This window comes from Shinella sp. GW835-FHT14H05, from assembly GCF_058793575.1.
Genome location: NZ_JBXAFY010000005.1, coordinates 92,704 through 112,818, shown reverse-complemented (window position 1 = coordinate 112,818; position 20,115 = coordinate 92,704). Strand labels below are relative to the sequence as shown.

The window sequence follows — 20,115 nt, the reverse complement described above, 5'->3', positions numbered from 1 at the left end:
CAACACATGGAAGCGACGCTGTTTTCAAAGGATGACCATGAACCGATCGTTTGCGACCTCCTCGCTCTGGATCCTCGCCACCACCGTGCTGCTCGTCGTGGCCCTCGTGCCCTTCGATCCCACACTGTCCCAGCGCGCCCAGGGTCTTCCGGGCGGCGTCGTCACCTTCAACCAGCGCATCACCGATTTCGGCACGTTCAGCTGGATGATCTACGGCTCGGGCCTCGTCGTCATCCTCGCCTATATCGTGCACCGGGTCAGCCGCAACGAGACGCTGGCAGGTCGCGCTCGCACGGCGCGGCGGCTGTCGCTCTATTTCCTCGTGACGATCGGCGCGACGAGCGCCCTGGTGCATCTCTTCAAGCTGATCGTCGGGCGCGCGCGGCCGGAACTCTTCTCCGAACTCGGCGCCTACAGCCTGACGCCCTTTGCCTATGACAATCTCTATGCGAGTTTCCCGTCTGGCCATTCCGCCGCGGTCGGCTCGTTTTTCGGCGCATTTTCCATGCTGGCGCCGCGGCTGCGGCCGCTCTTCCTTGTCGGCGCGCTGATGATCGGCATCTCCCGCGTCATCGTCGGCGCGCATTATCCGAGCGACGTCGCCGCCGGCCTGCTGCTCGGCCTCTGGACCGCCGTTGCCACCGCCTTCGTCTTCGCCCGCCAGGAATGGCTCTTCCGCTTCAACGAGCACGGCTGGCCGCTGCCGAAAGCCCTGCTGCCACCCAAGCCCCAATAAAGAACCCGGCCCGTGTTACCACGAGCCGGGTCCGCCATGAACAATCGGAAGGGGGAGATCAATCCATGGCGTGGATGTCGCGGTCCTTGGTTTCCGGCAGGAACAGGAGACCGATGACCAGCGTGATGCCGGCGAACACGATCGGATACCAGAGGCCGTAGTAGATATCGCCCTGGGCAGCGCTCATCGCGAAGGCCGTTGCCGGAAGCAGGCCGCCGAACCAGCCGTTGCCGATATGGTAGGGCAGCGACATGCCGGTGTAGCGGATGCGGGTCGGGAAAAGTTCGACCAGCAGGGCGGCGATCGGGCCGTAGACCATCGTGACGTAGATCACGAGGACCGTCAGCACGGCGATGGTCATGATCCAGTTCACGTTTGCCGGATCGGCGACCATGGTGAAGGCACCGCCCTTGTCGACCGTGTAGACCGCCATCTCGGTGACGCCAGCGGCTTCTTCGGCCGTCAGCAGCTTGGCGGTGACGAGGTCGGCAGCGGGCGTCGTCGCCTTCTCGCCGGCGCGGATCGCGGCGGCATCGAGCGCGAGTTCCGGGTTGGCTGCGACGAAGGCGTCGAGCTTGGAGTCCGGCACCTTGATCGCGCCGCGCACCAGCGGGTAACCGCCGGCCTGCAGGGCAAGGTTGGTTTCCTTCTGGAAGGCAGCGTCGAGCGCCTTGGCCTGGTCGGCCGAAGCGATGGCGTCGTAGCTGTTGATCGTCTTGTCGCCGATCTTGACGGTCGCAGCCGTGCCGGCAGCCGCCGTGGCGACGACGTCATAGGGCACCGAGTTGCGGGTCAGGAACGACGTCGCGATATCGCACGAGGTGGTGAACTTCGCCGTGCCCGTCGGGTTGAACTGGAACTTGCAATCGCCCGGGGCGGCGGTGACCGTCGCACGGATCGATTCCTGCGCCTGAGCGAGCGCCGGGTTGCCGGCCCAGGTCATGGCCTTGAACAGCGGGAAGTAGGTGAGCATGGCGAGCAGCAGGCCGGCCATGATGATCGGCTTGCGGCCGATCTTGTCCGACAGCCAGCCGAACAGCACGAAGAAGCCGGTGCCGATGAGCAGCGAGCAGGCGACCATGATATTGGCCGACTGGCCGTCCACCTTCAGTACGCCGGTCAGGAAGAACAGCGCGTAGAACTGGCCGGAATACCAGACGACGGCCTGGCCGACGACGGCACCGAACAGCGCGAGCAGCGCGATCTTGGCATTGCGCCACTGGCCGAAGGCTTCCGTCAGCGGTGCCTTGGAGCCCTTGCCTTCTTCCTTCATCTTCGCAAAAGCCGGCGATTCGTTCATCTTCAGACGAATCCAGACGGAAACGCCGAGCAGGATGGCCGAAAGCAGGAACGGAATGCGCCAGCCCCATTCGGCGAAGGCTTCCTTGCCGAGAATGAACTGGACCAGCAGGATGACCACCAGCGAGAGGAACAGGCCGAGCGTCGCCGTCGTCTGGATCCACGAGGTGAAGTAACCGCGCTTGCCGTCCGGGGCGTGCTCGGCGACGTAGGTCGCGGCACCGCCATATTCACCACCGAGCGCCAGGCCCTGGAGCATGCGCAGGATGATCAGGATGATCGGAGCGGCGATGCCGATGGTGGCGGCACCGGGCAAAAGGCCGACCACGAAGGTCGAGAAGCCCATGATCAGGATGGTGACGAGGAAGGTATATTTGCGGCCGACGAGGTCGCCGAGGCGGCCGAACACCAGCGCGCCGAACGGACGCACGAGGAAGCCCGCAGCAAAGGCCAAAAGCGCGAAGATATTGCGCGTCGTTTCAGGATACTGGCTGAAGAAGGTGGCGCCAATATAGATCGCCAAGGAACCGTAAAGGTAGAAATCATACCATTCGAAAACAGTGCCGAGCGAAGAGGCGAAGATCACCTTCTTCTGCTCGCCGGTCATGGGCGTCGATTTGGCCGCGCCCACTGTCGAAACATTTGCCATTTCATTGTCCTCCACAAAAACGGCGTGTCGGGCAGCCCATGATCGTCCGGAGTTTCTCCCTTAAAACCCAGGACAGGGTGCGCCTGATTGGAAGGATGGCAGAAAAAGAACTGTGACAGCAGCGCTGCTTTGGGCTTATGACTTTGGGTGTACGACTTTGGTCGAAGATGAGACGTCTTCGCCGAAGCGCCGCTTTGCGCACGCGCAAGGCTTGACTCTTCGTGAGATGAGCGTATTCAGCACCCACGCAAAGGAACCGCCATGTCCCGCCTTGGTCTCACCATCGCCAGCATGATCGATCCGGCCTTCAACGCCGGACGGGTTCGCCATTGCGCATCCATTTCCAAAACAACGGCCAAAACGACGACGAAAACCGTCTGACGTCTCTGGCCCACCGCTCTCTCCCCGGTATGGCCGGGGACCGAAACCCGCGTCGAGGCCGGCGGGTTTCCCTCCAGAACCCGCGGAGAGACAGAGAAAGAGAGCATGAGTATGGGTTTCAAGATCGCAATCGCCGGCGCGACCGGCAATGTCGGCCGTGAAATGCTGAACATCCTGGCCGAGCGCGGCTTCCCGGCCGACGAAGTCGTGGCCCTTGCGTCCAGCCGTTCGCTCGGCACCGAAGTCTCCTTCGGCGACAAGACGCTGAAGGTCCAGAACCTGGAAAACTACGACTTCTCCGATACGGACATTTGCCTGATGTCGGCCGGCGGCACGGTTTCCCAGAAGTATTCGCCGAAGATCGGCGCCAAGGGCTGCGTCGTCATCGACAATTCCTCGGCCTGGCGCTACGACGCCGACGTTCCGCTGGTCGTTCCGGAAGTGAACCCCGACGCGATCGCGATGTTCACCCGCAAGAACATCATCGCCAACCCCAATTGCTCGACCGCCCAGCTCGTCGTCGCGCTGAAGCCGCTGCATGACCGCGCCACGATCAAGCGCGTCGTCGTCTCGACCTATCAGTCCGTTTCCGGCGCCGGCAAGGAAGGCATGGACGAGCTCTTCCAGCAGACCCGCGCCGTCTTCGTCGCCGATCCGGTCGAATCGAAGAAGTTCACCAAGCGCATCGCCTTCAACGTCATTCCGCACATCGATTCGTTTATGGAAGACGGCTACACGAAGGAAGAGTGGAAGGTTCTGGCCGAAACCAAGAAGATCCTCGACCCGAAGATCAAGGTGACCTGCACGGCCGTGCGCGTGCCCGTCTTCATCGGCCATTCCGAATCGGTCAACATCGAATTCGAAAACGAGATCACGGCGGACGAGGCCCGCGAGATTCTGCGCGAGGCGCCGGGTTGCCAGGTCATCGACAAGCACGAGAACGGCGGCTACATCACGCCGTACGAATCGGCCGGTGAAGACGCCACTTACATCTCGCGCATCCGCGAGGACGCGACCGTCGAAAACGGCCTCAACATCTGGGTCGTTTCCGACAACCTGCGCAAGGGTGCCGCGCTCAACGCCATCCAGATCGCGGAACTGCTCGTCGCCCGCGGCCTGATCAAGGCGAAGAAGCAGGCTGCCTGATCACGGGAGCGGACGGTAAAATTGGAGTGTTTCCGCGTTTCTGGCAAATGTGGCAACGTTCCGGTAACCAATTTTAAATAAAAGTCCCGGTTGTTCCGTTTGAGAACGATCGGGACTTTGCTTTGAACCATGCCGGCGGACAGGCCGGAACGGCTTCACGGCAAGGTGCGATGACAGGAACGGCGGGGCATGGCATGCTCCCGCAGCGGAATTTGACTTAGATCACGGGGTTTTTCATGGGCATGACACGGAGCGTGGCCAAGGTGCTGGCCGCAATGATCGCCACGGCAGCGGTGCCGGCGGCGGCTGAAGCTGCCAAGTGCGGCAACGATGCAGGCGGTTTTCCGGCCTGGGTAGAGGCATACAAGGACGAGGCCGCCGGCCGCGGCATCAACCGCGCCACGCTCGACAAGGCATTCGCTAATGTCAGCTATGCCCGCGCGACGATCCGCGCCGACCGCGGCCAGAAGAGTTTCAAACTCTCCCTCGAACAGTTCATGCAGAAGCGTGGCGGCCAGGCGATCATCCGCCGCGGCAAGGGCCTGAAGAAGCAGAACGCGGCGCTGTTCGAGCGCATCGAGGGCCGTTACGGCGTGCCGGCCGGCCCGCTCTTGGCCATCTGGGGCATGGAAACCGGCTTCGGCGGCTTCCTCGGCAAGGAACACACGATCTCGGCCGTGGCGACGCTCGCCTATGACTGCCGCCGTTCGGAATATTTCACCAACCAGCTCAACGCCACGATGCAGCTCGTCCAGAAGGGCATTCTCTCGACGTCCGCACGCGGTGCTGCCCATGGCGAAATCGGCCAGACGCAGTTCCTGCCGGCAAACGTGCTGAAATATGCCGTCGACGGCGACGGCAACGGCCGCATCGACCTCGTCGGCTCGAAGGCCGACGCGCTCGCTTCCACCGCAAACTTCCTGCGCGGCCACGGCTGGAGCGCCGGTGGCGGCTACCAGCCGGGCCAGGGCAATTTCGGCGCCCTGCAGGGCTGGAACGCAGCGAGCGTATACCAGCGCGCGATCGCCATCATCGGCGCGGAAATCGACGGCGAATAATCGCCGGTTCCCTCTCTTTTGTCATGGTCGGGCTTGACCCGACCATCCAGCCGCGAGTGCCGCGTGGATCCTCGGGTCAAGCCCGAGGATGACGTTGGAGAATGAGGTGAAGCTATCGGCAAGTCAGAACCCGGCGGGAAACCAGGCCGGGTTTTTCTTTACGTGCCGGGGCGCACGAAATCGCCGGTCTTGGCGTCCATGATCCAGAGCTCGCCGGTCGAGATGTCGAACCACGAGCCATGCAGCTGCAGCCGGCCCTTTTCTTCCAGGATGCGCACGCAGGGGAAGGTTCTGAGATTGGCGAGCGAGTTGCGGATCGAGACGCGCTCGAGCGCGCGCTGGCGTTCCGCCTGCGTCAGGAGTTCGGCACCCTGGATCTGTTCGGCGACAGGCCTTAGCATGCCCATCCACTTGCCGATGAAGTCGCCGGGCGAGAGCGGCTCGGCATCGAGCGCGAGCGCTGCCGAAATACCGCCGCAGCGGCCATGGCCCATCACCACGATATCGCTGACCTTCAGCGACTGCACGGCGAATTCAAGCGCTGCCGACGTCGAGTGGTACTGCCCGTCCGGCTCATAGGGCGGCACGAGGTTGGCGACGTTGCGGATCACGAAGAGTTCGCCCGGTCCGCTGTCGAAGATCGTCTCGGGTGCTGCCCGGGAGTCACAACAGGCAATCACCAGCGTCTTCGGCTTCTGGCCGGTCTCGGCCAGCGCCCGGTAGCGCGCCGACTGTTCGGCATAACGGCCGGACATGAAATTGCGGTAGCCATTCAGAAGACGGTCGGGAAAGCTGTTCATGGTGTCAAAATACCCCCGTGCAAACGATCTGCCGGATGAGGCCCCATCCGGATGTGCATAAACCACTCCGCACGGGATGGCGCAAGACGATTCAGGGCCGTTTGGTCTGCGCCGGATGCAGGAGGCGGCGCATGTGCACCATGGCCATGGGCGTGGAAATGCTGCCGGCATCCTGTTCCAGCGTCAGCTCGTCGGCACCGCGCTTGGCGGTGCGCGCGACGATCTCGAAGACGCTGGCCGTCGCCATCATCAGCGCCCGTTCTTCCGCCAGGCCCTCCATCAGCCGGGAGAGGAAGATCGCCGAAAGCAAGTCGCCAGTGCCGTTCGGCGGGTTGGGCACGAGGCGGTGTTCCGCCAGAAGCGCGCTGCGTCCGGAGAGATAGAGATTGCCCGTGCTGCCCGCCATCAGCGGCAGCGAGGAGGTGACCAGCATGCGCGACGGGCCGAGCGACAGCGCCGCCTCCATGACCGCCGCATTGGTTTCCAGCGGCGCGCCGGAAAGCCAGGCCAGCTCGAACCGGTTGGGCGTGGCGATCGAGGCGAGCGGGATCAGCCGGTCGCGGATCGCCACCGCCGTTTCTTCCGCGATATAGAGGCCGCTCTCATCGCCGCAGACCGGATCGCACATATAGAGAAGGTCCGGATTTTCCGCCTGGAGCCCAGAAACGAGGCGCGCCACGGAAGCGACCTGCGCGGCACTGCCGAGATAGCCCGACAACACCGCCTTCACCTCGCCGCGCCAGGGCGCGCGCAAAAGGTCGGAGATCATCGCGTCGAAATCTTCCGCCGAGATCGCCACGCGGGTCGATTTTCCGTGTCCCGGATGCCAGGGCAGGATGACCGTCGGCAGCGCCCAGACCGGGTGCCCGAGCGTCTCGAGCGCGAAGACGGCGGCGCGGTTGCCGACCGTGCCGCGCACCACATGGCTCGAAATCACGATGACCGTGCCCTTGTCGCTCTCGTTCATAAGCCGGCTCCCTTTCATCCCGTCGAGTGATGACAAGGGGGTCCAAGCCTGTCAACGCCTGCCCTGCCGTTCGCCCCTTGCGTGACACCGCCGATCGCCCCGCGCGGCCGGTTTGTGACGTCTTTTCGTCAAAAAAACAGGAATTCCTGGGCGAAACGACAGTGTAACTGACCTATTCCGGACAAAATCGATTGAATTTTCTGACGATTCCACAAATTTCGTCGCAGGTATTTTTTCTTCTGCTAACGTCCGGCCATCGGATTCGAGGGAGAATTCCATGGGTGCCCGGACCAACGTGAAACGAGAAAAACACATCGAAGCCGCAAAGGCTGCTGCTGCCGCCCTCGGCGCAAAGACACTGAACCCCGACATCCTGTTCGGGCGTGCCAGCAAGGACGACATCGAGCTTTATACCGGCCCGATGCTGGCGGTTGCCGCCGCCCATGCCATGGCCGAAATCGAGGCCTGGGACGGTGCGACGCCGCGCGTCACCGTCACCACGCTGCCGGAGGTTCGCCCGGAGGGCGAACCCGTCTCCGTGCTCTCGGTCACCGACCGCAACCAGCCGTTCCTCTACGATTCGGTGATGGGCGAAGTGACGAGCACACACCGCGACATCCACCTCGCGGTCCACCCGATCCTCGTCGTGACCCCCGGCGAAACGCCGAAACTCTTCTCGCCGGACGAGGAAAGCGACCCGGCGCACCGGGTCAGCCATATCGAGATCCACCTGTCGGAACTGGCACCGGGCGAGGCCGCCTTGCTCGTCGAGCGCGTGAACACTGTTCTGAACCAGGTCCACCAGGCCGTCGACGACTGGCCGGCCATGGTGGAAAAGCTCGACAGCGCCATGGCCGACATGGAGCGTTACGCCAAGGCCAAGGCCGACAAGGATGAAGCGCTCGCCTTCATGACCTGGCTGCGCGGCAACAACTTCACCTTCCTCGGCATGCGGGAATACAGCTATTCCGGCAAGGGCGAGCAGGCGACCGTGGAGCGCGGCGGCGAAGGGCTCGGCATCCTGTCCGACCCCGACGTGCGCGTGCTGCGTCTCGGCAAGGACGCCGTGACGACGACGCCGGAAATCCTCGAATTCCTCGAAGGCCCGGACTTCCTGATCGTCACCAAGGCCAATGTGAAATCCCTCGTGCACCGCCGCGCCTATATGGATTATATCGGCCTGAAGCGGTTCAACGAGAAGGGCAAGGTGATCGGCGAACTGCGCATCGTCGGCCTCTTCACCTCCACCGCCTATACGCATGCCGCCGGCCAGATCCCGCTGCTGCGCTCCAAGGTGGCTCAGGTCATCGAGCATTTCGGCTACGACCCGAAGAGCCATTCCGGCAAGATGCTGATCAACACGCTGGAATCCTATCCGCGCGACGATCTCTTCCAGATAGACACCGGCCTGCTCGCCACCTTCTGCGAGCAGATCAACGAACTGTCCGACCGCCCGCGCATCCGCGTGCTGCCGCGCATCGACCGTTTCGACCGCTTCGTCTCCGTCATCGTCTACGTGCCGCGCGAACAATATGATTCCGACGTGCGCGAAAAGATCGGCAACTATCTGAAGTCGGCTTACGATGGCCGCGTCTCCGCCTATTACCCGGCTTTCCCGGAAGGTGGGCTTGCCCGCGTGCACTTCATCATCGGCCGCTCCGGCGGCAAGACGCCGCGCATTCCGCAGCCGAAGCTGGAACAGGCCGTGCGCGAGATCGCCACGCGCTGGACCGACCGCTTCGAAACGCTCTCCGGCGGCGATGGCCTGCGCCTCGTCACCGACCGCGGCTACCAGGAGGACTTCACGCCCGCCGAGGCCCATGCCGACCTCGCCCTCATCTCGACGGCGACGCCGGACAACCCGATCCGCATTTCCTTTTACCGCAAGGCCTGGAACACCGACCTCAGCACGGTCGAGCTGAAGATCTTCCATGCCGGCGAGCCCGTTTCGCTGTCGCGCCGCGTGCCCCTGCTGGAAAACCTTGGCTTCAACGTCGTCAGCGAACAGACGCATGATCTCACGGTCGCCGGTTTCGACGGGGAACAGCGCCGCGTCATCCTGCACGACATGGAACTCAAGCATCGCGACGGCATCGAGATCAATCTCGACAAGCTGAGCCCGATGCTGGAGGAAGCGTTTCTGGCGGCCTGGCATGGCGAGGTCGACGACGACGCGCTGAACCGCCTCATCCTGACCGCCGGCATTTCCGCCCGCGAGATCATGGCGCTGCGCACCTATTCGCGCTACCTGCGCCAGACCGGCATTCCCTATTCGCAGGGCTATATCGCCGATACGCTGAACAAATACCCGCCGATCGCCACCAACCTGTTCCGCCTGTTCAAGACGCGCCTCGACCCGAAGTTTTCGGATCGCCAGCGCGAGAAGAAGAACGGCGAGACGGCCACGGCGATCGAAGAGGCGCTGGCAAACGTGCCGAGCCTCGACGAGGACCGGATTCTCCGCCGCTACGTCAACGCCATCCAGGCGACGCTGCGCACCAACTATTTCCAGCGCGACGCCGACGGCAAGCCGCGCAAGACGCTGGCGATCAAGCTCGATCCGAAGGCGCTGGACGGCCTGCCGGAGCCGCGGCCTTTCCGCGAGATCTTCGTCTACGGCGCCGAGGTGGAAGGCGTGCACCTGCGCTTCGGCAAGGTCGCCCGCGGCGGCCTGCGTTGGTCGGATCGCGCGCAGGACTACCGTACGGAAGTGCTGGGCCTGGTAAAGGCGCAGCAGGTGAAAAACTCGGTCATCGTGCCGGTCGGCGCCAAGGGCGGCTTCTATCCGAAGCAACTTCCCGCCGGCGGCAGCCGCGACGCCATCTTTAAGGCCGGCACCGAGGCCTACAAGACCTATATCCGCACGCTGCTCTCCGTCACCGACAACATCGTCGGCCAGGACGTCGTGCCGCCGGCCGATACGGTCCGCCTCGATGGCGATGATCCCTATTTCGTCGTCGCCGCCGACAAGGGCACGGCGACCTTCTCCGACACGGCGAACGGGTTGGCGCAGGAAGCCGATTTCTGGCTCGACGACGCCTTCGCGTCGGGCGGCTCGGCCGGCTACGACCACAAGAAGATGGGCATCACCGCCCGCGGCGCCTGGGAAACCGTCAAGCGCCACTTCCGCGAGATGAATATCGACATCCAGAAGACGCCCTTCACCGTCGCCGGCGTCGGCGACATGTCGGGCGACGTCTTCGGCAACGGCATGCTGCTCTCGCGCAAGATCCGGCTCGTGGCCGCCTTCGATCACCGCGACATCTTCATCGATCCGAATCCGGATACCGATACGTCCTTCGCCGAACGCCGCCGCATGTTCGCTCTGCCGCGATCCAGCTGGCAGGACTATGACCGTTCGGTGCTCTCCAAGGGCGCGATGATCATTCCGCGCACGGAAAAATCCGTGACGCTGACGGCGGAAGCCATGGCGGTTATCGGCATCGACAAGGCCAAGGCGACGCCGTTCGAGATCATGACGGCGATCCTCAAGGCGCCGGTCGACCTGATGTGGTTCGGCGGCATCGGCACCTATATCCGCGGCCAGAACGAGACGGACGCCGAAGTCGGCGACCGCGCCAACGACCCTATCCGCATCGTTGCCGACGATCTTCGTGCAAAAGTGATCGGCGAGGGCGCTAACCTCGGCGTCACCCAGCGCGGCCGCATCGCCTTCGCCATGAAGGGCGGACGCTGCAACTCGGATGCCATCGACAACTCGGCCGGCGTGAATTCGTCGGACGTCGAGGTCAACATCAAGATCGCGCTCGCCTCCGCCATGCGTGACGAGCGGCTGACGCGCGCCAAGCGCAACGTGCTGCTCGCCTCGATGACGGACGAGGTGGGCCACCTCGTACTGCGCAACAACTACCTGCAATCGCTGGCGATTTCGCTGACGGAAAAGCAGGGCGCCGCCAACCGCGCGCCGCTGACGCGCCTGATGGACCGCTTCGAGGCCGCCGGCCAGCTCAACCGCAAGGTCGAGACGCTGCCCGACGACCGCACGGTCGCCGAGCGCTACCAGGCCGGCAAGCCGCTGACCCGGCCGGAGATCGGCGTGCTGCTCTCCTATGCCAAGCTCGTGCTGTTCGACGAACTCGTGCACACCGGGCTGCCGGACGAGCCCTATTTCGAGCCGACGCTGATCAGCTACTTCCCGGCGAAGATGCAGAAGACCTATGGCGACGACATCCGCTCGCATCGCCTGCGCCGCGAGATCATCGCGACGATCCTCGCCAACGAGGTGATCAACCGCGGCGGCCCGGCCTTCATCAATTCCTTGACCGACGGCACCGGCTTCGGCCCGGCGGATGCCGTGAAGGCCGCCGTCATCGCCCGCGATGGTTATGGCCTCGCAGCCCTCTATGCCGGCGTCGACGCGCTCGACACCCTGGTGGCAGGCGCGGTGCAGAACGAGCTCTATGAGGAAATCGGCCGCATCTACGCCACCGTCACCAGCTTGCTGCTGACGACCGGCGCCGTGTCCGGCCCGCTGGACCAGGCGGTGCACAAGCTCAAGCAGGCCCTGAAGCAACTTCGCCCGCAGCTCTCGACGCTGATCTCGGAAGCGGCCGGCGACGAGGCGCGCCGCAAGGCCCATGCCTATGAGGACGAGGGCGTGCCGGCGGAGCTGGCGGAGGAGATCGCCACGCTCTCCATGCTGACCTTCGTGCCGGAAGTGATGCTGATCGCATCGGCGACCGGCGACACGCTGGGCAAGACGGCGCAGACCTTTGCCGGCATCAGCGCGGCGCTCAATATCGGCCGGCTGCTTTCCGCGGCAAGCCGCATCCCGACCGGCGATCTCTACGAGTCGCTCGCCCTGCAGCGCAGCCTCACCGACATCGCCAATGCCCGCCGGGATCTCGCGAGCGTCGTGCTGACCGGCCACAAGGGCGACAAGGCGCCGCTTGCGACCTGGCAGCAGGCAGACAAGGAACGGCTCGCCCGCGTGACGGCAAACCTCTCGGCGCTAACCGAAACGGGCGAAGCCACGCTCGCCAAGGTGAGCGTCGCCGCCGGCATCCTGAGCGACCTTGCACAGGCACGGTCGAAGTGACAAAGTCCCGTGCCGGCTGATGGAGCGAAGGCTCCGTTAGCCGGCATCGGACGGGCGCACAGTCGTCGCCCCCGCGAATTGGAGGGGCGATGACGATCGCGACGGAAAGCCGGGAGCCGCGCACAAGCCGGGCCGGCATCACGGGCTGGATGCTGTTCGACTGGGCGGCGCAACCCTTCTTCACGGTCATCACCACCTTCATCTTCGGCCCCTACCTCGTCTCGCGCCTCACCGAGGACCACGCCGCAGGCCAGGCGGCCTGGAGCTATACGCTCACGCTTTCCGGCATCCTGATCGCGCTGCTCGCCCCCATCATGGGCTCGATTGCCGATGCCTCCGGCGCGAGAAAGCCCTGGATAGCTGTCTTTGCGGTGATCAAGATCCTGTCGCTCGCCGCACTCTGGTATGCCGCACCGGGCTCGGGCCTGCTGTTCGCCATGGCGATGATCGTGCTGGCGACAGTCGCGGCCGAATTCTCCATCGTTTTCAACGATTCGATGATGCCGCGTCTCGTGCGTCCGGAGGATGCCGGCCGCATCTCCAACATCGCCTGGGGCCTCGGCTATCTCGGCGGCATGATCGTGCTGATCGCCGTCGTCGCCCTTCTCGCCGCCAATCCCGAGACCGGCAAGACGGCAATCGGCATCGCGCCGCTCTTCGGCCTCGACGCTGCCGCCGGCGAGGATGCCCGCATCACCGGGCCGATCTCGGCACTCTGGTATCTCGTCTTCATCCTGCCGATGTTCTTCTTCACGCCGGACCAAGAGAAGGGTTTGCCGATCGCCGCCGCCGTGCGCGCCGGCCTCGCCGACCTTTCCGCAACGCTGCGCGATCTCAAGAAGAAGCCCGGCATCCTGCGCTTCCTCATCGCCCGCATGATCTACCAGGACGGCGTCAACGGCCTCTTGGCGCTGGGCGGCACCTTCGCCGCCGGCATGTTCGCCTGGCAGACGTTCGAACTTGGCATCTACGGCATCATTCTCAACGTGGTGGCGATCGGCGGCTGCCTCTATGCCAGCCGGCTGGACAAGCGCCTCGGCTCGAAGACCGTCGTGGTGGTGAGCCTCGTTTGCCTGACCATCGCCACCGTCGGCATCGTCTCCACCGGTCCCGGCTTCACCCTGTTCGGCCTGATCCCGCTGCCGACCGCCGATTCCGGCGGCCTGTTCGCCACCGCTGCGGAAAAGGCCTATATCCTCTACGGCCTGTTGATCGGCGTCGCCTTCGGCCCAGTGCAGGCCTCCGCCCGCTCCTATCTCGCCCAGAGCATCCATCCGGATGAAGCAGGCCGCTATTTCGGCCTCTACGCCCTGTCCGGCCGCGCCACGTCCTTCCTCGCCCCGCTCTCCGTCGCCCTCATTACCACCGCAACCGGCTCCGCTCGCATCGGCATGATGGCGCTGATCGCCTTCCTCGTCGTCGGTTTCCTGCTCCTGCTGCGCACGCCCTATCCGGCCAACAAGGCCTGAAACGCAAAACGCCCCGCAAGCGGGGCGTCAGCTTCATGACAACCTTGCCGCACCCCCAACGTCATCCTCGGCCTTGAGCCGAGGATCCACGTCTCGTCCGCTGCGGTGGATGCTCGGGTCAAGCCCGAGCATGACGGAGGAGGGGTTGCGGTTAACGCCGGCGTTTTAAACCCGGCGAAGAATCCGGCTCAATGCCGGAAGTGGCGCATGCCGGTGAAGACCATGGCGACACCGGCCTCGTCGGCGGCGGCAATCACGTCCGCATCACGCATCGAGCCGCCCGGCTGGATGACGGCCGTGGCACCCGCGGCAATTGCCGAAAGCAGGCCGTCGGCGAAGGGCAGGAAGGCTTCCGAGGCGACGGCCGATCCGCGCGTCAGCGGCTCGGCAAGGCCCATCGCCTTGGCGGCATCCTCGGCCTTCAGGCCGGCGATGCGGGCCGAATCGACACGGCTCATCTGGCCGGCGCCGATGCCGGCGGTCTGGCCATCCTTGGCATAGACCACGGCATTCGACTTGACGTGCTTGGCGACCTTGAAGGCGAACTTCATGTCCACCAGTTCCTGCGTCGTCGGTGCGCGCTTGGTGACGACCTTCAGCTCGAGATCCTCGACCATGCCGTTATCGCGGCTCTGCACGAGCAATCCGCCGGAGACCGTCTTGGCGGAAAGGCCGGGCGTGCGCGGATCGGGCAGGGCACCGGTGACCAGCAGGCGCAGGTTCGGCTTGCCGGCGATGACGGCGCGCGCCTTCTCGTCCGCATCCGGCGCGATGATCACCTCGGTGAACAGCTTGACGATCTCTTCCGCCGTCTCGCCGTCGAGCGTCGAATTGAGCGCGATGATGCCGCCGAAGGCCGAGACCGGGTCGCAGGCGAGCGCCCTTGCATAGGCATCCTTCAGCGTCTTGCCGGTGGCCACACCGCAGGGATTGGCATGCTTGATGATCGCGCAGGCCGGGCCGTTTTCCGGCAGGAACTCGGCGACGAGCTCGAAGGCGGCGTCGGTATCATTGATATTGTTGTAGGAAAGCTGCTTGCCCTGCAGCAGCGTCGCCGTCGCCACGCCGGGACGGTTCTCGCCGGTGACGTAGAAGCCCGCCTTCTGGTGCGGGTTCTCGCCGTAGCGCATCTCCTCCTTCAGCACGCCGCCGAGCACGCGGTGGCGCGGCATGGCGATGTCGAGCGCTTCGGCAAACCAGTTGGAAATCGCGGCGTCATAGGCCGCCGTGCGGGCATAGGCCTTGGCCGCGAGACGCTGGCGGAAGGCATAGGAGGTCGAACCGTCGGCGAGTTCCTCGATGAGGGCAGGGTAGTCCGCCGGATCGGTGACGATGGTCACATAGGCGTGGTTCTTGGCGGAGGCGCGGATCATCGCCGGGCCGCCGATATCGATGTTTTCGACGGTCGTCGGGTAGTCGCCGCCCTTGGCGCGCACCTCTTCGAACGGGTAGAGGTTGATGACGGCGAGGTCGATCGCGCCGATGCCGTGCGCCTTCATCGCCTCAACATGTTCCGCATCGTCGCGGATCGCCAGCAGGCCGCCATGCACGGCGGGATGCAGCGTCTTGACGCGGCCGTCCATGATCTCCGGAAAGCCCGTCACCTCTGAAACGTCGGTCACCGCGAGGCCGGCGTCGCTGAGTGTCTTGTGGGTGCCGCCGGTCGACAGCAGCCGCACGCCCTTTTCGGCCATTGCGCGGGCGAGATCGACGATACCGGCCTTGTCGGACACGGAGAGCAGCGCCGTGCGGATGGCGACGCGATCGGGGGCGGGGATTTTCTTGGAAATGACGGCCATGGGGCGCTCCGTTCTGCGGCCCGGGAGGGAGGGGCCGGATGGTCATGCGCCCCGTTATCACAGGCGCGCCCGCGAGAAAACCGCGAAACGTCCTGACCTCTCAGCGTTGTCGCGCCAGCGACCATTGAATTTCCGCCACCCTGGCCAGCGGCATGGTGAGCGTCAGCTGGCGCGAGGCGCGCACGCCGGAGGGATCGGCGAAAAACACGTCCTCCTCCTCCTCGACCGGCACGTCGACGCAGGTCAGCGCCCAGGCCTCGCCATCCACCGCGATGAGCCGCGTCTCGTTGGCGGAGACCCGGTACAGCTGGATGGTCGGGTGGATGTGGAAGCGCACCACCGCCGTGCCCTTCTCGATGGCGCCGTCCGGGTCGCTCGGCTTGTAGAAGCGCTCCCGGCCGCGGATTTCGCTGCCCGTCGCGGCGACGAGGATGTCGCGCTCATAGAGCAGGCCGAAGCGCTTGAGGTAGCCGTCATGCGTCGCCGTCACGCTGTCGGCGCCGGACTGGCGCTCGGCGCGCGACACATCGACCTTGGAAATGCCGCCGACGACGATCGGGCCTATGAAGCGCGAGGTGGAGATGCGTGCGGAGGACGTGTCGTTGAGCGTCGCGACCGAATGGGCCGCCGTGGTGCGCGACAGTTGTCGCAGCGCCTCGCCGGCAAAACGCGGCCTGCCGGAATTGACGATGAAGCGGTTCTTTCCGGAAGACATTTCGAGGGACAGCGCGCCAGCGGCGGCGGTTGCCGAAAGATCGACCGAGCGCGGCACGCCGGTATCCATCAGCACGACCGTCTCCTTCACCGCCAGGCGATCGTAATTGCTCGACGGCAGGGCCTTGAAGGGCGCGCCGCCGGTCTCGTCGTAGCGCAGCGCCGACATCAGCTCGTGCGCCAGCGTATAGGTCGCGCCGTTGAAGAGGGCGAGTTCGCCGCCCTGGTGGCGGAAGAAGCGCAGCGCCGGATAGATGCGGTCGATGCAGGGAATGAGCTGCGCCGGCATGTCATGGCCGAGATTGACATAGGTCTGGCGCAGCGGCAGCAGGTCGAGCAGCACGTCGAGCGCTGCCCGCGGATTGCGCGAGCAATGGCCGCCATCGGGAAGGATCTGCCGGTCGAGTTCCTCATCGAGATGGCGTGCGGCCTTGCGCATGCGCGAGGGGGAGGCCGGCATGGCGATGGAGGCCATGGCGAGCGCGATGCGCACCCGCAGCCGCGGCTCGCCGTCGCGCGTCGTATCGGCGACGTGGCGAAGGTAACGCACCTGGAAGGCGAGGCTCTTCAGGAAGCGGCGATAGAAGGGGTAATCGGCATCCTTCAGCACGACCGGCGAATGGGAGAGCCACGCAATGATGCGCTGCGCGGCGACATCCGGCCGCCAGGCCAGCCCGCCGATGTAACGGCCGTGGCTCTGCAACCAGTCATCGACGATGAAGCGGGCCGTCAGCGCCGCCTTTTCCGGATCGACCAGGCGCATATGGCGCAGCCAGCCGAAGGAATGCAGGCGGACGGCGAATTCTTCCGAGGGAAGCTCCAGCGCGAAGGGTGATTCGCCCTCGCATTCGAGAATGCGCCCGGCGAGCGGAAAGCGCCCGCCGACGATTTCTTCGCCGGCGAAGAGATCGGCCGGATGCAGGTCCGTCGGCGCAACGATCAGCCGGTCCGGCGTGCCGCCGGAAAAGCGCATGGCGCTGATTCGCCCCAAGGCAAGCCTGCGCGAGAAACGGCGCCAACCCTCACGCATATACAGATAGAGTAGCCGCTGCCTGTCGGAAAGCTGCATGGTTAACGAATGCCTCCTGAACCTATAGGTAGGCTGAGGAGGCAAGCGGCGTCAATTCATCGACTGCTGATGGGCTGTTGATGACTTCGGAAGCATTTCGGGACGATTTTTCCAGCTCAGCCGCCATGGCGAAGCCGTACGGCGTAAAATCCGTCCACGCCGCCGGCATGCGTGTCCGTCGCGGGCAGCATGGCGGGCGTGGTGCGGAATTCGCCGCGGGGGGAGATCGCCGCCTCCAGGCCCGGCCAATCGGCGGCATCGACAGGATCGATCCGCCAGGCCGGATTGTCGGCGAGAACGCGGGCGATCATCTCCTCGCCCTCGATCGGATCGAGCGAGCAATTCGAAAACACCAGCTCGCCGCCGGGCTTTACGAGCGTCAGTGCATGGCGCAGCAGGCGCTCCTGCAACCGGGCGAGCTTTTCGATATCCTCCGGACCCTTGGTCCAGAGCACGTCGGGATGGCGGCGGATCGTGCCGGTGGAAGAGCAGGGCGCGTCGAGCAGCACGGCGTCGAACAATTCGTCCCGCCGGTAATCCGCCATATTGGCTTCCACCACGGTCGCGGAAAGACCGAGACGCTCCAGATTGCCGGCGAGCCGCTTCAGGCGGTTGGCGGACTGGTCGAGCGCGGTCACCACGGCACCTGCCGCGGCAAGCTGCGCGGTCTTGCCGCCGGGCGCGGCGCAAAGATCGGCGACACGTTTGCCGGCAAGGTCGCGGAAGAGTTTTGCGGGCAGGCTCGCCGCCGCATCCTGCACCCACCATTCGCCGGCCTCGAAACCTTCCAGCGCCGGAATGGCGCCCGAGGCGACGGGCAGGCGGACGGAGCCGGTGGGCAGCACGAGGCCGCCGAACCGCGTGGCCCAGCCGTCCGGATCGGATTTGACTGTCAGGTCTATGGTGGAGGGTTGGAGCAGCGCGTCGTTGATACGCGCGGTGTGCTCGCGGCCGTAGATGGCGACGAGACGCTCATGGAACCAGGGCGGAATGACGGGGACCGTGCGGGTGGCCGTCAGATGCGAGGCCTTTTCGCGTGCCAGGCGCCGCAGCACGGCGTTGGTGAGGCTGGCGAAGCGGCGGTTGCGCGGGTCGATCTGGGCCTGTTCGACCGCGAGATCGACGGCGGAATGGTCCGGCACGTCGAGATAGAGTATCTGCGCCGCGGCGACCGTCAGTACATGGTGCAGCGCGCGCGCGCCCTCCGGCAGCGGTGTGCCGACCAGCGTGTCCATGATGGCATCGATGCGCGGCAGGTGCCGCAGCGCCGTGTTGAGGATGGCGCGGACCAGCGCGCGGTCGGCATCGTTGAGCTGCCGGTAGGCCGGATTGCCGTTTTCGAAGTCGAGCATGCCGTCGAGCGGCGTCCTGCGGTCCACCACGGCCGCAAGGATCTTGGCGGCGGCCTGGCGGGCGCGCAGGCCGGGCTTTTCCGGATAGCCCGCATCCGCCTCGGGCGCCTTCGGCCCGCGGCCGCCGGCATTGCGTTTCGGATGCGCTCTGTGTTTCGTTCTGTCGTCGTTCAAGACCAGGGACCTTTGGGTGGTTCGGAACCACCGCGTCCCCAGCCCGTCGTCGGAACGGAGCGCGATTTGCGGACGGGATTATCAGCCCGGACCGGCTCCGTCGAGCGCGCTTGCATGCCGCGGGCCATTTCCTCGAGCGCAGCGATGCGGTTTTCCGTGTTCGGATGGGTCGAAAACAGGTTGTCCATGCGCTCGCCCGACAGGGGATTGATGATGAACATATGCGCGGTCGCGGGATTGCGCTCGGCATCGTCGTTCGGCACGCGGCCCGCCGCGACGGCGATCTTCTTCAGCGCCGAGGACAGCCAGAGCGGATTGCCGCAGATCTCCGCGCCGCGCTTGTCGGCGGAATATTCGCGCGTCCGGCTGATCGCCATCTGCACCAGCATGGCGGCAAAGGGCGCGACGATCATCGCGATCAGGACGCCGATGAAGCCGAGCGGATTGTTGTTCTCCCGGTTGCCGCCGCCGAAGAACATGGCGAAGTTGGCGAGCATGGAGATCGCGCCGGCAATCGTCGCCGTCAGCGTCATGGTCAGCGTGTCGCGGTTCTGGATATGCGCCAGTTCATGCGCCATCACGCCCGCGACCTCCTCGTAGCTCAGCGCCTGGAGAAGGCCGGTGGAAGCGGCGACGGCGGCATTCTGCGGGTTGCGGCCGGTGGCAAAGGCGTTCGGCTGGTCGCTGTTGATGACGAAGACGCGCGGCATGGGCAGGCCGGCGCGTTTGGCGAGGTCGCGCACGATGCCGTAATATTCCGGCGCGGACCGCTCATCGACCTCCTTCGCGCCGTACATGGACAGAACCATGCGGTCGGAATTCCAGTAGGAGAAAAAATTCATGGCGATCGCGACGAGAAGCGCGATCATCATGCCGCCCTTGCCGCCGATGAGCAGGCCCACGCCCATGAAAAGCGCCGTCATGAAGGCGAGAAGCATGGCTGTGCGAACGATGTTCATACGGTTACGGCTCCTGTTGGGTCTCTTGGCCCGATTGCTCTTCCCCTGTTGTCAAGGGAGTGTTTCACGTGAATCAACGCTTTCCACAGCGTCGTCACGCTTCTATATGATGGTAAGCGAACAGGAATTCTTCAATATCCGGGAAGGATGCCGATTTTCATGCAGAACGACAACGACAATCATTCGGACGGCCGGAAAGTGCTTCCGCCCGCAGCCCAGCGCGCCCTCCAGGAAGCCGAGGAACGGCGCAAGGCCGAGAAAACCGCCGAGCCCGCCCCCGAAATCGGCGGCCGCGGCGGCGCCGACCCGGCGCGCTTCGGCGACTGGGAAATCAAGGGCCGGGCGATCGATTTCTGAGCGGTGGAATCCGGCTCATGATAATGTGACTCTCACCGGAGCCAGCTACCTCTCCCTCGTCATGGTCGGGCTTGACCCGACCATCCACCCCCACCCGCCGCATGGATCCTCGGGTCGAGCCCGAGGA

General features: G+C 64.9%; 13 protein-coding genes. 6 read left to right on the top strand and 7 right to left on the bottom strand.

What is annotated here, in order from left to right:
• Nucleotides 1–37 precede the first annotated feature (37 nt).
• A complete protein-coding gene (locus tag AC1Q6Z_RS17260; protein WP_492648677.1) occupies nt 38–736 on the top strand; it encodes a phosphatase PAP2 family protein in 699 nt (232 codons plus the stop codon).
• A 58-nt stretch (nt 737–794) separates the two neighbouring features.
• Here AC1Q6Z_RS17260 and AC1Q6Z_RS17255 read toward each other — a convergent pair whose 3' ends face one another.
• On the bottom strand, nt 795–2,684 hold the full coding sequence (locus AC1Q6Z_RS17255; RefSeq protein ID WP_256120484.1) for an MFS transporter: 1,890 nt from the start codon (nt 2,682–2,684) through the stop codon (nt 795–797).
• Nucleotides 2,685–3,176: 492 nt separating this feature from the next.
• Here AC1Q6Z_RS17255 and AC1Q6Z_RS17250 point away from each other — a divergent pair, with 492 nt between their 5' ends.
• Both AC1Q6Z_RS17250 and AC1Q6Z_RS17245 read left to right on the top strand, forming a co-directional pair.
• Entirely contained in the window at nt 3,177–4,211 is a 1,035-nt protein-coding gene (locus AC1Q6Z_RS17250) for an aspartate-semialdehyde dehydrogenase (protein WP_439626621.1), read from the top strand.
• Between the two features lie 236 nt (nt 4,212–4,447).
• Nucleotides 4,448–5,269: a lytic murein transglycosylase gene (locus tag AC1Q6Z_RS17245; protein WP_256120483.1), complete on the top strand. Its 822-nt coding sequence runs from the start codon at nt 4,448–4,450 to the stop codon at nt 5,267–5,269.
• 158 nt (nt 5,270–5,427) lie between these two features.
• On the opposite strand, the gene AC1Q6Z_RS17240 is transcribed toward AC1Q6Z_RS17245, so the two are convergent.
• The gene (locus tag AC1Q6Z_RS17240) at nt 5,428–6,069 is read right to left on the bottom strand and encodes a carbonic anhydrase (RefSeq protein WP_439618588.1); all 642 of its coding nucleotides are present in this window, start codon (nt 6,067–6,069) and stop codon (nt 5,428–5,430) included.
• Nucleotides 6,070–6,160: 91 nt separating this feature from the next.
• A complete protein-coding gene (gene pdxY, locus AC1Q6Z_RS17235; protein ID WP_492648676.1) occupies nt 6,161–7,036 on the bottom strand; it encodes a pyridoxal kinase PdxY in 876 nt (291 codons plus the stop codon).
• Between the two features lie 277 nt (nt 7,037–7,313).
• Here pdxY and AC1Q6Z_RS17230 point away from each other — a divergent pair, with 277 nt between their 5' ends.
• Both AC1Q6Z_RS17230 and AC1Q6Z_RS17225 read left to right on the top strand, forming a co-directional pair.
• Nucleotides 7,314–12,095 carry an NAD-glutamate dehydrogenase gene (locus tag AC1Q6Z_RS17230; RefSeq protein WP_492648675.1) on the top strand — a complete coding sequence of 1,594 codons (4,782 nt, stop codon included), beginning with the start codon at nt 7,314–7,316 and terminating at the stop codon, nt 12,093–12,095.
• 89 nt (nt 12,096–12,184) lie between these two features.
• Nucleotides 12,185–13,564, top strand: coding sequence for an MFS transporter (locus tag AC1Q6Z_RS17225; RefSeq protein WP_492648674.1), 1,380 nt, complete (start codon nt 12,185–12,187; stop codon nt 13,562–13,564).
• Nucleotides 13,565–13,752: 188 nt separating this feature from the next.
• Here AC1Q6Z_RS17225 and purH read toward each other — a convergent pair whose 3' ends face one another.
• The 4 genes from purH to htpX all read right to left on the bottom strand — a co-directional run bounded on the left by purH (nt 13,753) and on the right by htpX (nt 19,631).
• On the bottom strand, nt 13,753–15,363 hold the full coding sequence (gene purH / locus AC1Q6Z_RS17220; RefSeq protein ID WP_492648673.1) for a bifunctional phosphoribosylaminoimidazolecarboxamide formyltransferase/IMP cyclohydrolase: 1,611 nt from the start codon (nt 15,361–15,363) through the stop codon (nt 13,753–13,755).
• A gap of 100 nt (nt 15,364–15,463) precedes the next feature.
• A complete protein-coding gene (locus tag AC1Q6Z_RS17215; RefSeq protein WP_492648672.1) occupies nt 15,464–17,146 on the bottom strand; it encodes a heparinase II/III family protein in 1,683 nt (560 codons plus the stop codon).
• Nucleotides 17,147–17,262: 116 nt separating this feature from the next.
• A complete protein-coding gene (locus AC1Q6Z_RS17210; RefSeq protein WP_492648818.1) occupies nt 17,263–18,678 on the bottom strand; it encodes an RsmB/NOP family class I SAM-dependent RNA methyltransferase in 1,416 nt (471 codons plus the stop codon).
• A complete protein-coding gene (gene htpX / locus AC1Q6Z_RS17205; RefSeq protein ID WP_256120476.1) occupies nt 18,669–19,631 on the bottom strand; it encodes a zinc metalloprotease HtpX in 963 nt (320 codons plus the stop codon). The genes AC1Q6Z_RS17210 and htpX overlap by 10 nt, the downstream gene beginning before the upstream one ends.
• A 159-nt stretch (nt 19,632–19,790) precedes the next feature.
• On the opposite strand from htpX, the gene AC1Q6Z_RS17200 reads away from it, so the two are divergent.
• Nucleotides 19,791–19,988: a DUF1674 domain-containing protein gene (locus AC1Q6Z_RS17200; RefSeq protein ID WP_256120475.1), complete on the top strand. Its 198-nt coding sequence runs from the start codon at nt 19,791–19,793 to the stop codon at nt 19,986–19,988.
• Nucleotides 19,989–20,115: the final 127 nt, after the last annotated feature.

Excerpts from the sequence above, each read along its gene's own strand:
- AC1Q6Z_RS17260 (WP_492648677.1), top strand. The coding sequence starts at position 38 with ATGAACCGATCGTTTGCGACCTCCTCGCTCTGGATCCTCGCCACCACC.
- AC1Q6Z_RS17255 (WP_256120484.1), bottom strand. The coding sequence starts at position 2,684 with ATGGCAAATGTTTCGACAGTGGGCGCGGCCAAATCGACGCCCATGACC.
- AC1Q6Z_RS17250 (WP_439626621.1), top strand. The coding sequence starts at position 3,177 with ATGGGTTTCAAGATCGCAATCGCCGGCGCGACCGGCAATGTCGGCCGT.
- AC1Q6Z_RS17245 (WP_256120483.1), top strand. The coding sequence starts at position 4,448 with ATGGGCATGACACGGAGCGTGGCCAAGGTGCTGGCCGCAATGATCGCC.
- AC1Q6Z_RS17240 (WP_439618588.1), bottom strand. The coding sequence starts at position 6,069 with ATGAACAGCTTTCCCGACCGTCTTCTGAATGGCTACCGCAATTTCATG.
- pdxY (WP_492648676.1), bottom strand. The coding sequence starts at position 7,036 with ATGAACGAGAGCGACAAGGGCACGGTCATCGTGATTTCGAGCCATGTG.
- AC1Q6Z_RS17230 (WP_492648675.1), top strand. The coding sequence starts at position 7,314 with ATGGGTGCCCGGACCAACGTGAAACGAGAAAAACACATCGAAGCCGCA.
- AC1Q6Z_RS17225 (WP_492648674.1), top strand. The coding sequence starts at position 12,185 with ATGACGATCGCGACGGAAAGCCGGGAGCCGCGCACAAGCCGGGCCGGC.
- purH (WP_492648673.1), bottom strand. The coding sequence starts at position 15,363 with ATGGCCGTCATTTCCAAGAAAATCCCCGCCCCCGATCGCGTCGCCATC.
- AC1Q6Z_RS17215 (WP_492648672.1), bottom strand. The coding sequence starts at position 17,146 with ATGCAGCTTTCCGACAGGCAGCGGCTACTCTATCTGTATATGCGTGAG.
- htpX (WP_256120476.1), bottom strand. The coding sequence starts at position 19,631 with ATGAACATCGTTCGCACAGCCATGCTTCTCGCCTTCATGACGGCGCTT.
- AC1Q6Z_RS17200 (WP_256120475.1), top strand. The coding sequence starts at position 19,791 with ATGCAGAACGACAACGACAATCATTCGGACGGCCGGAAAGTGCTTCCG.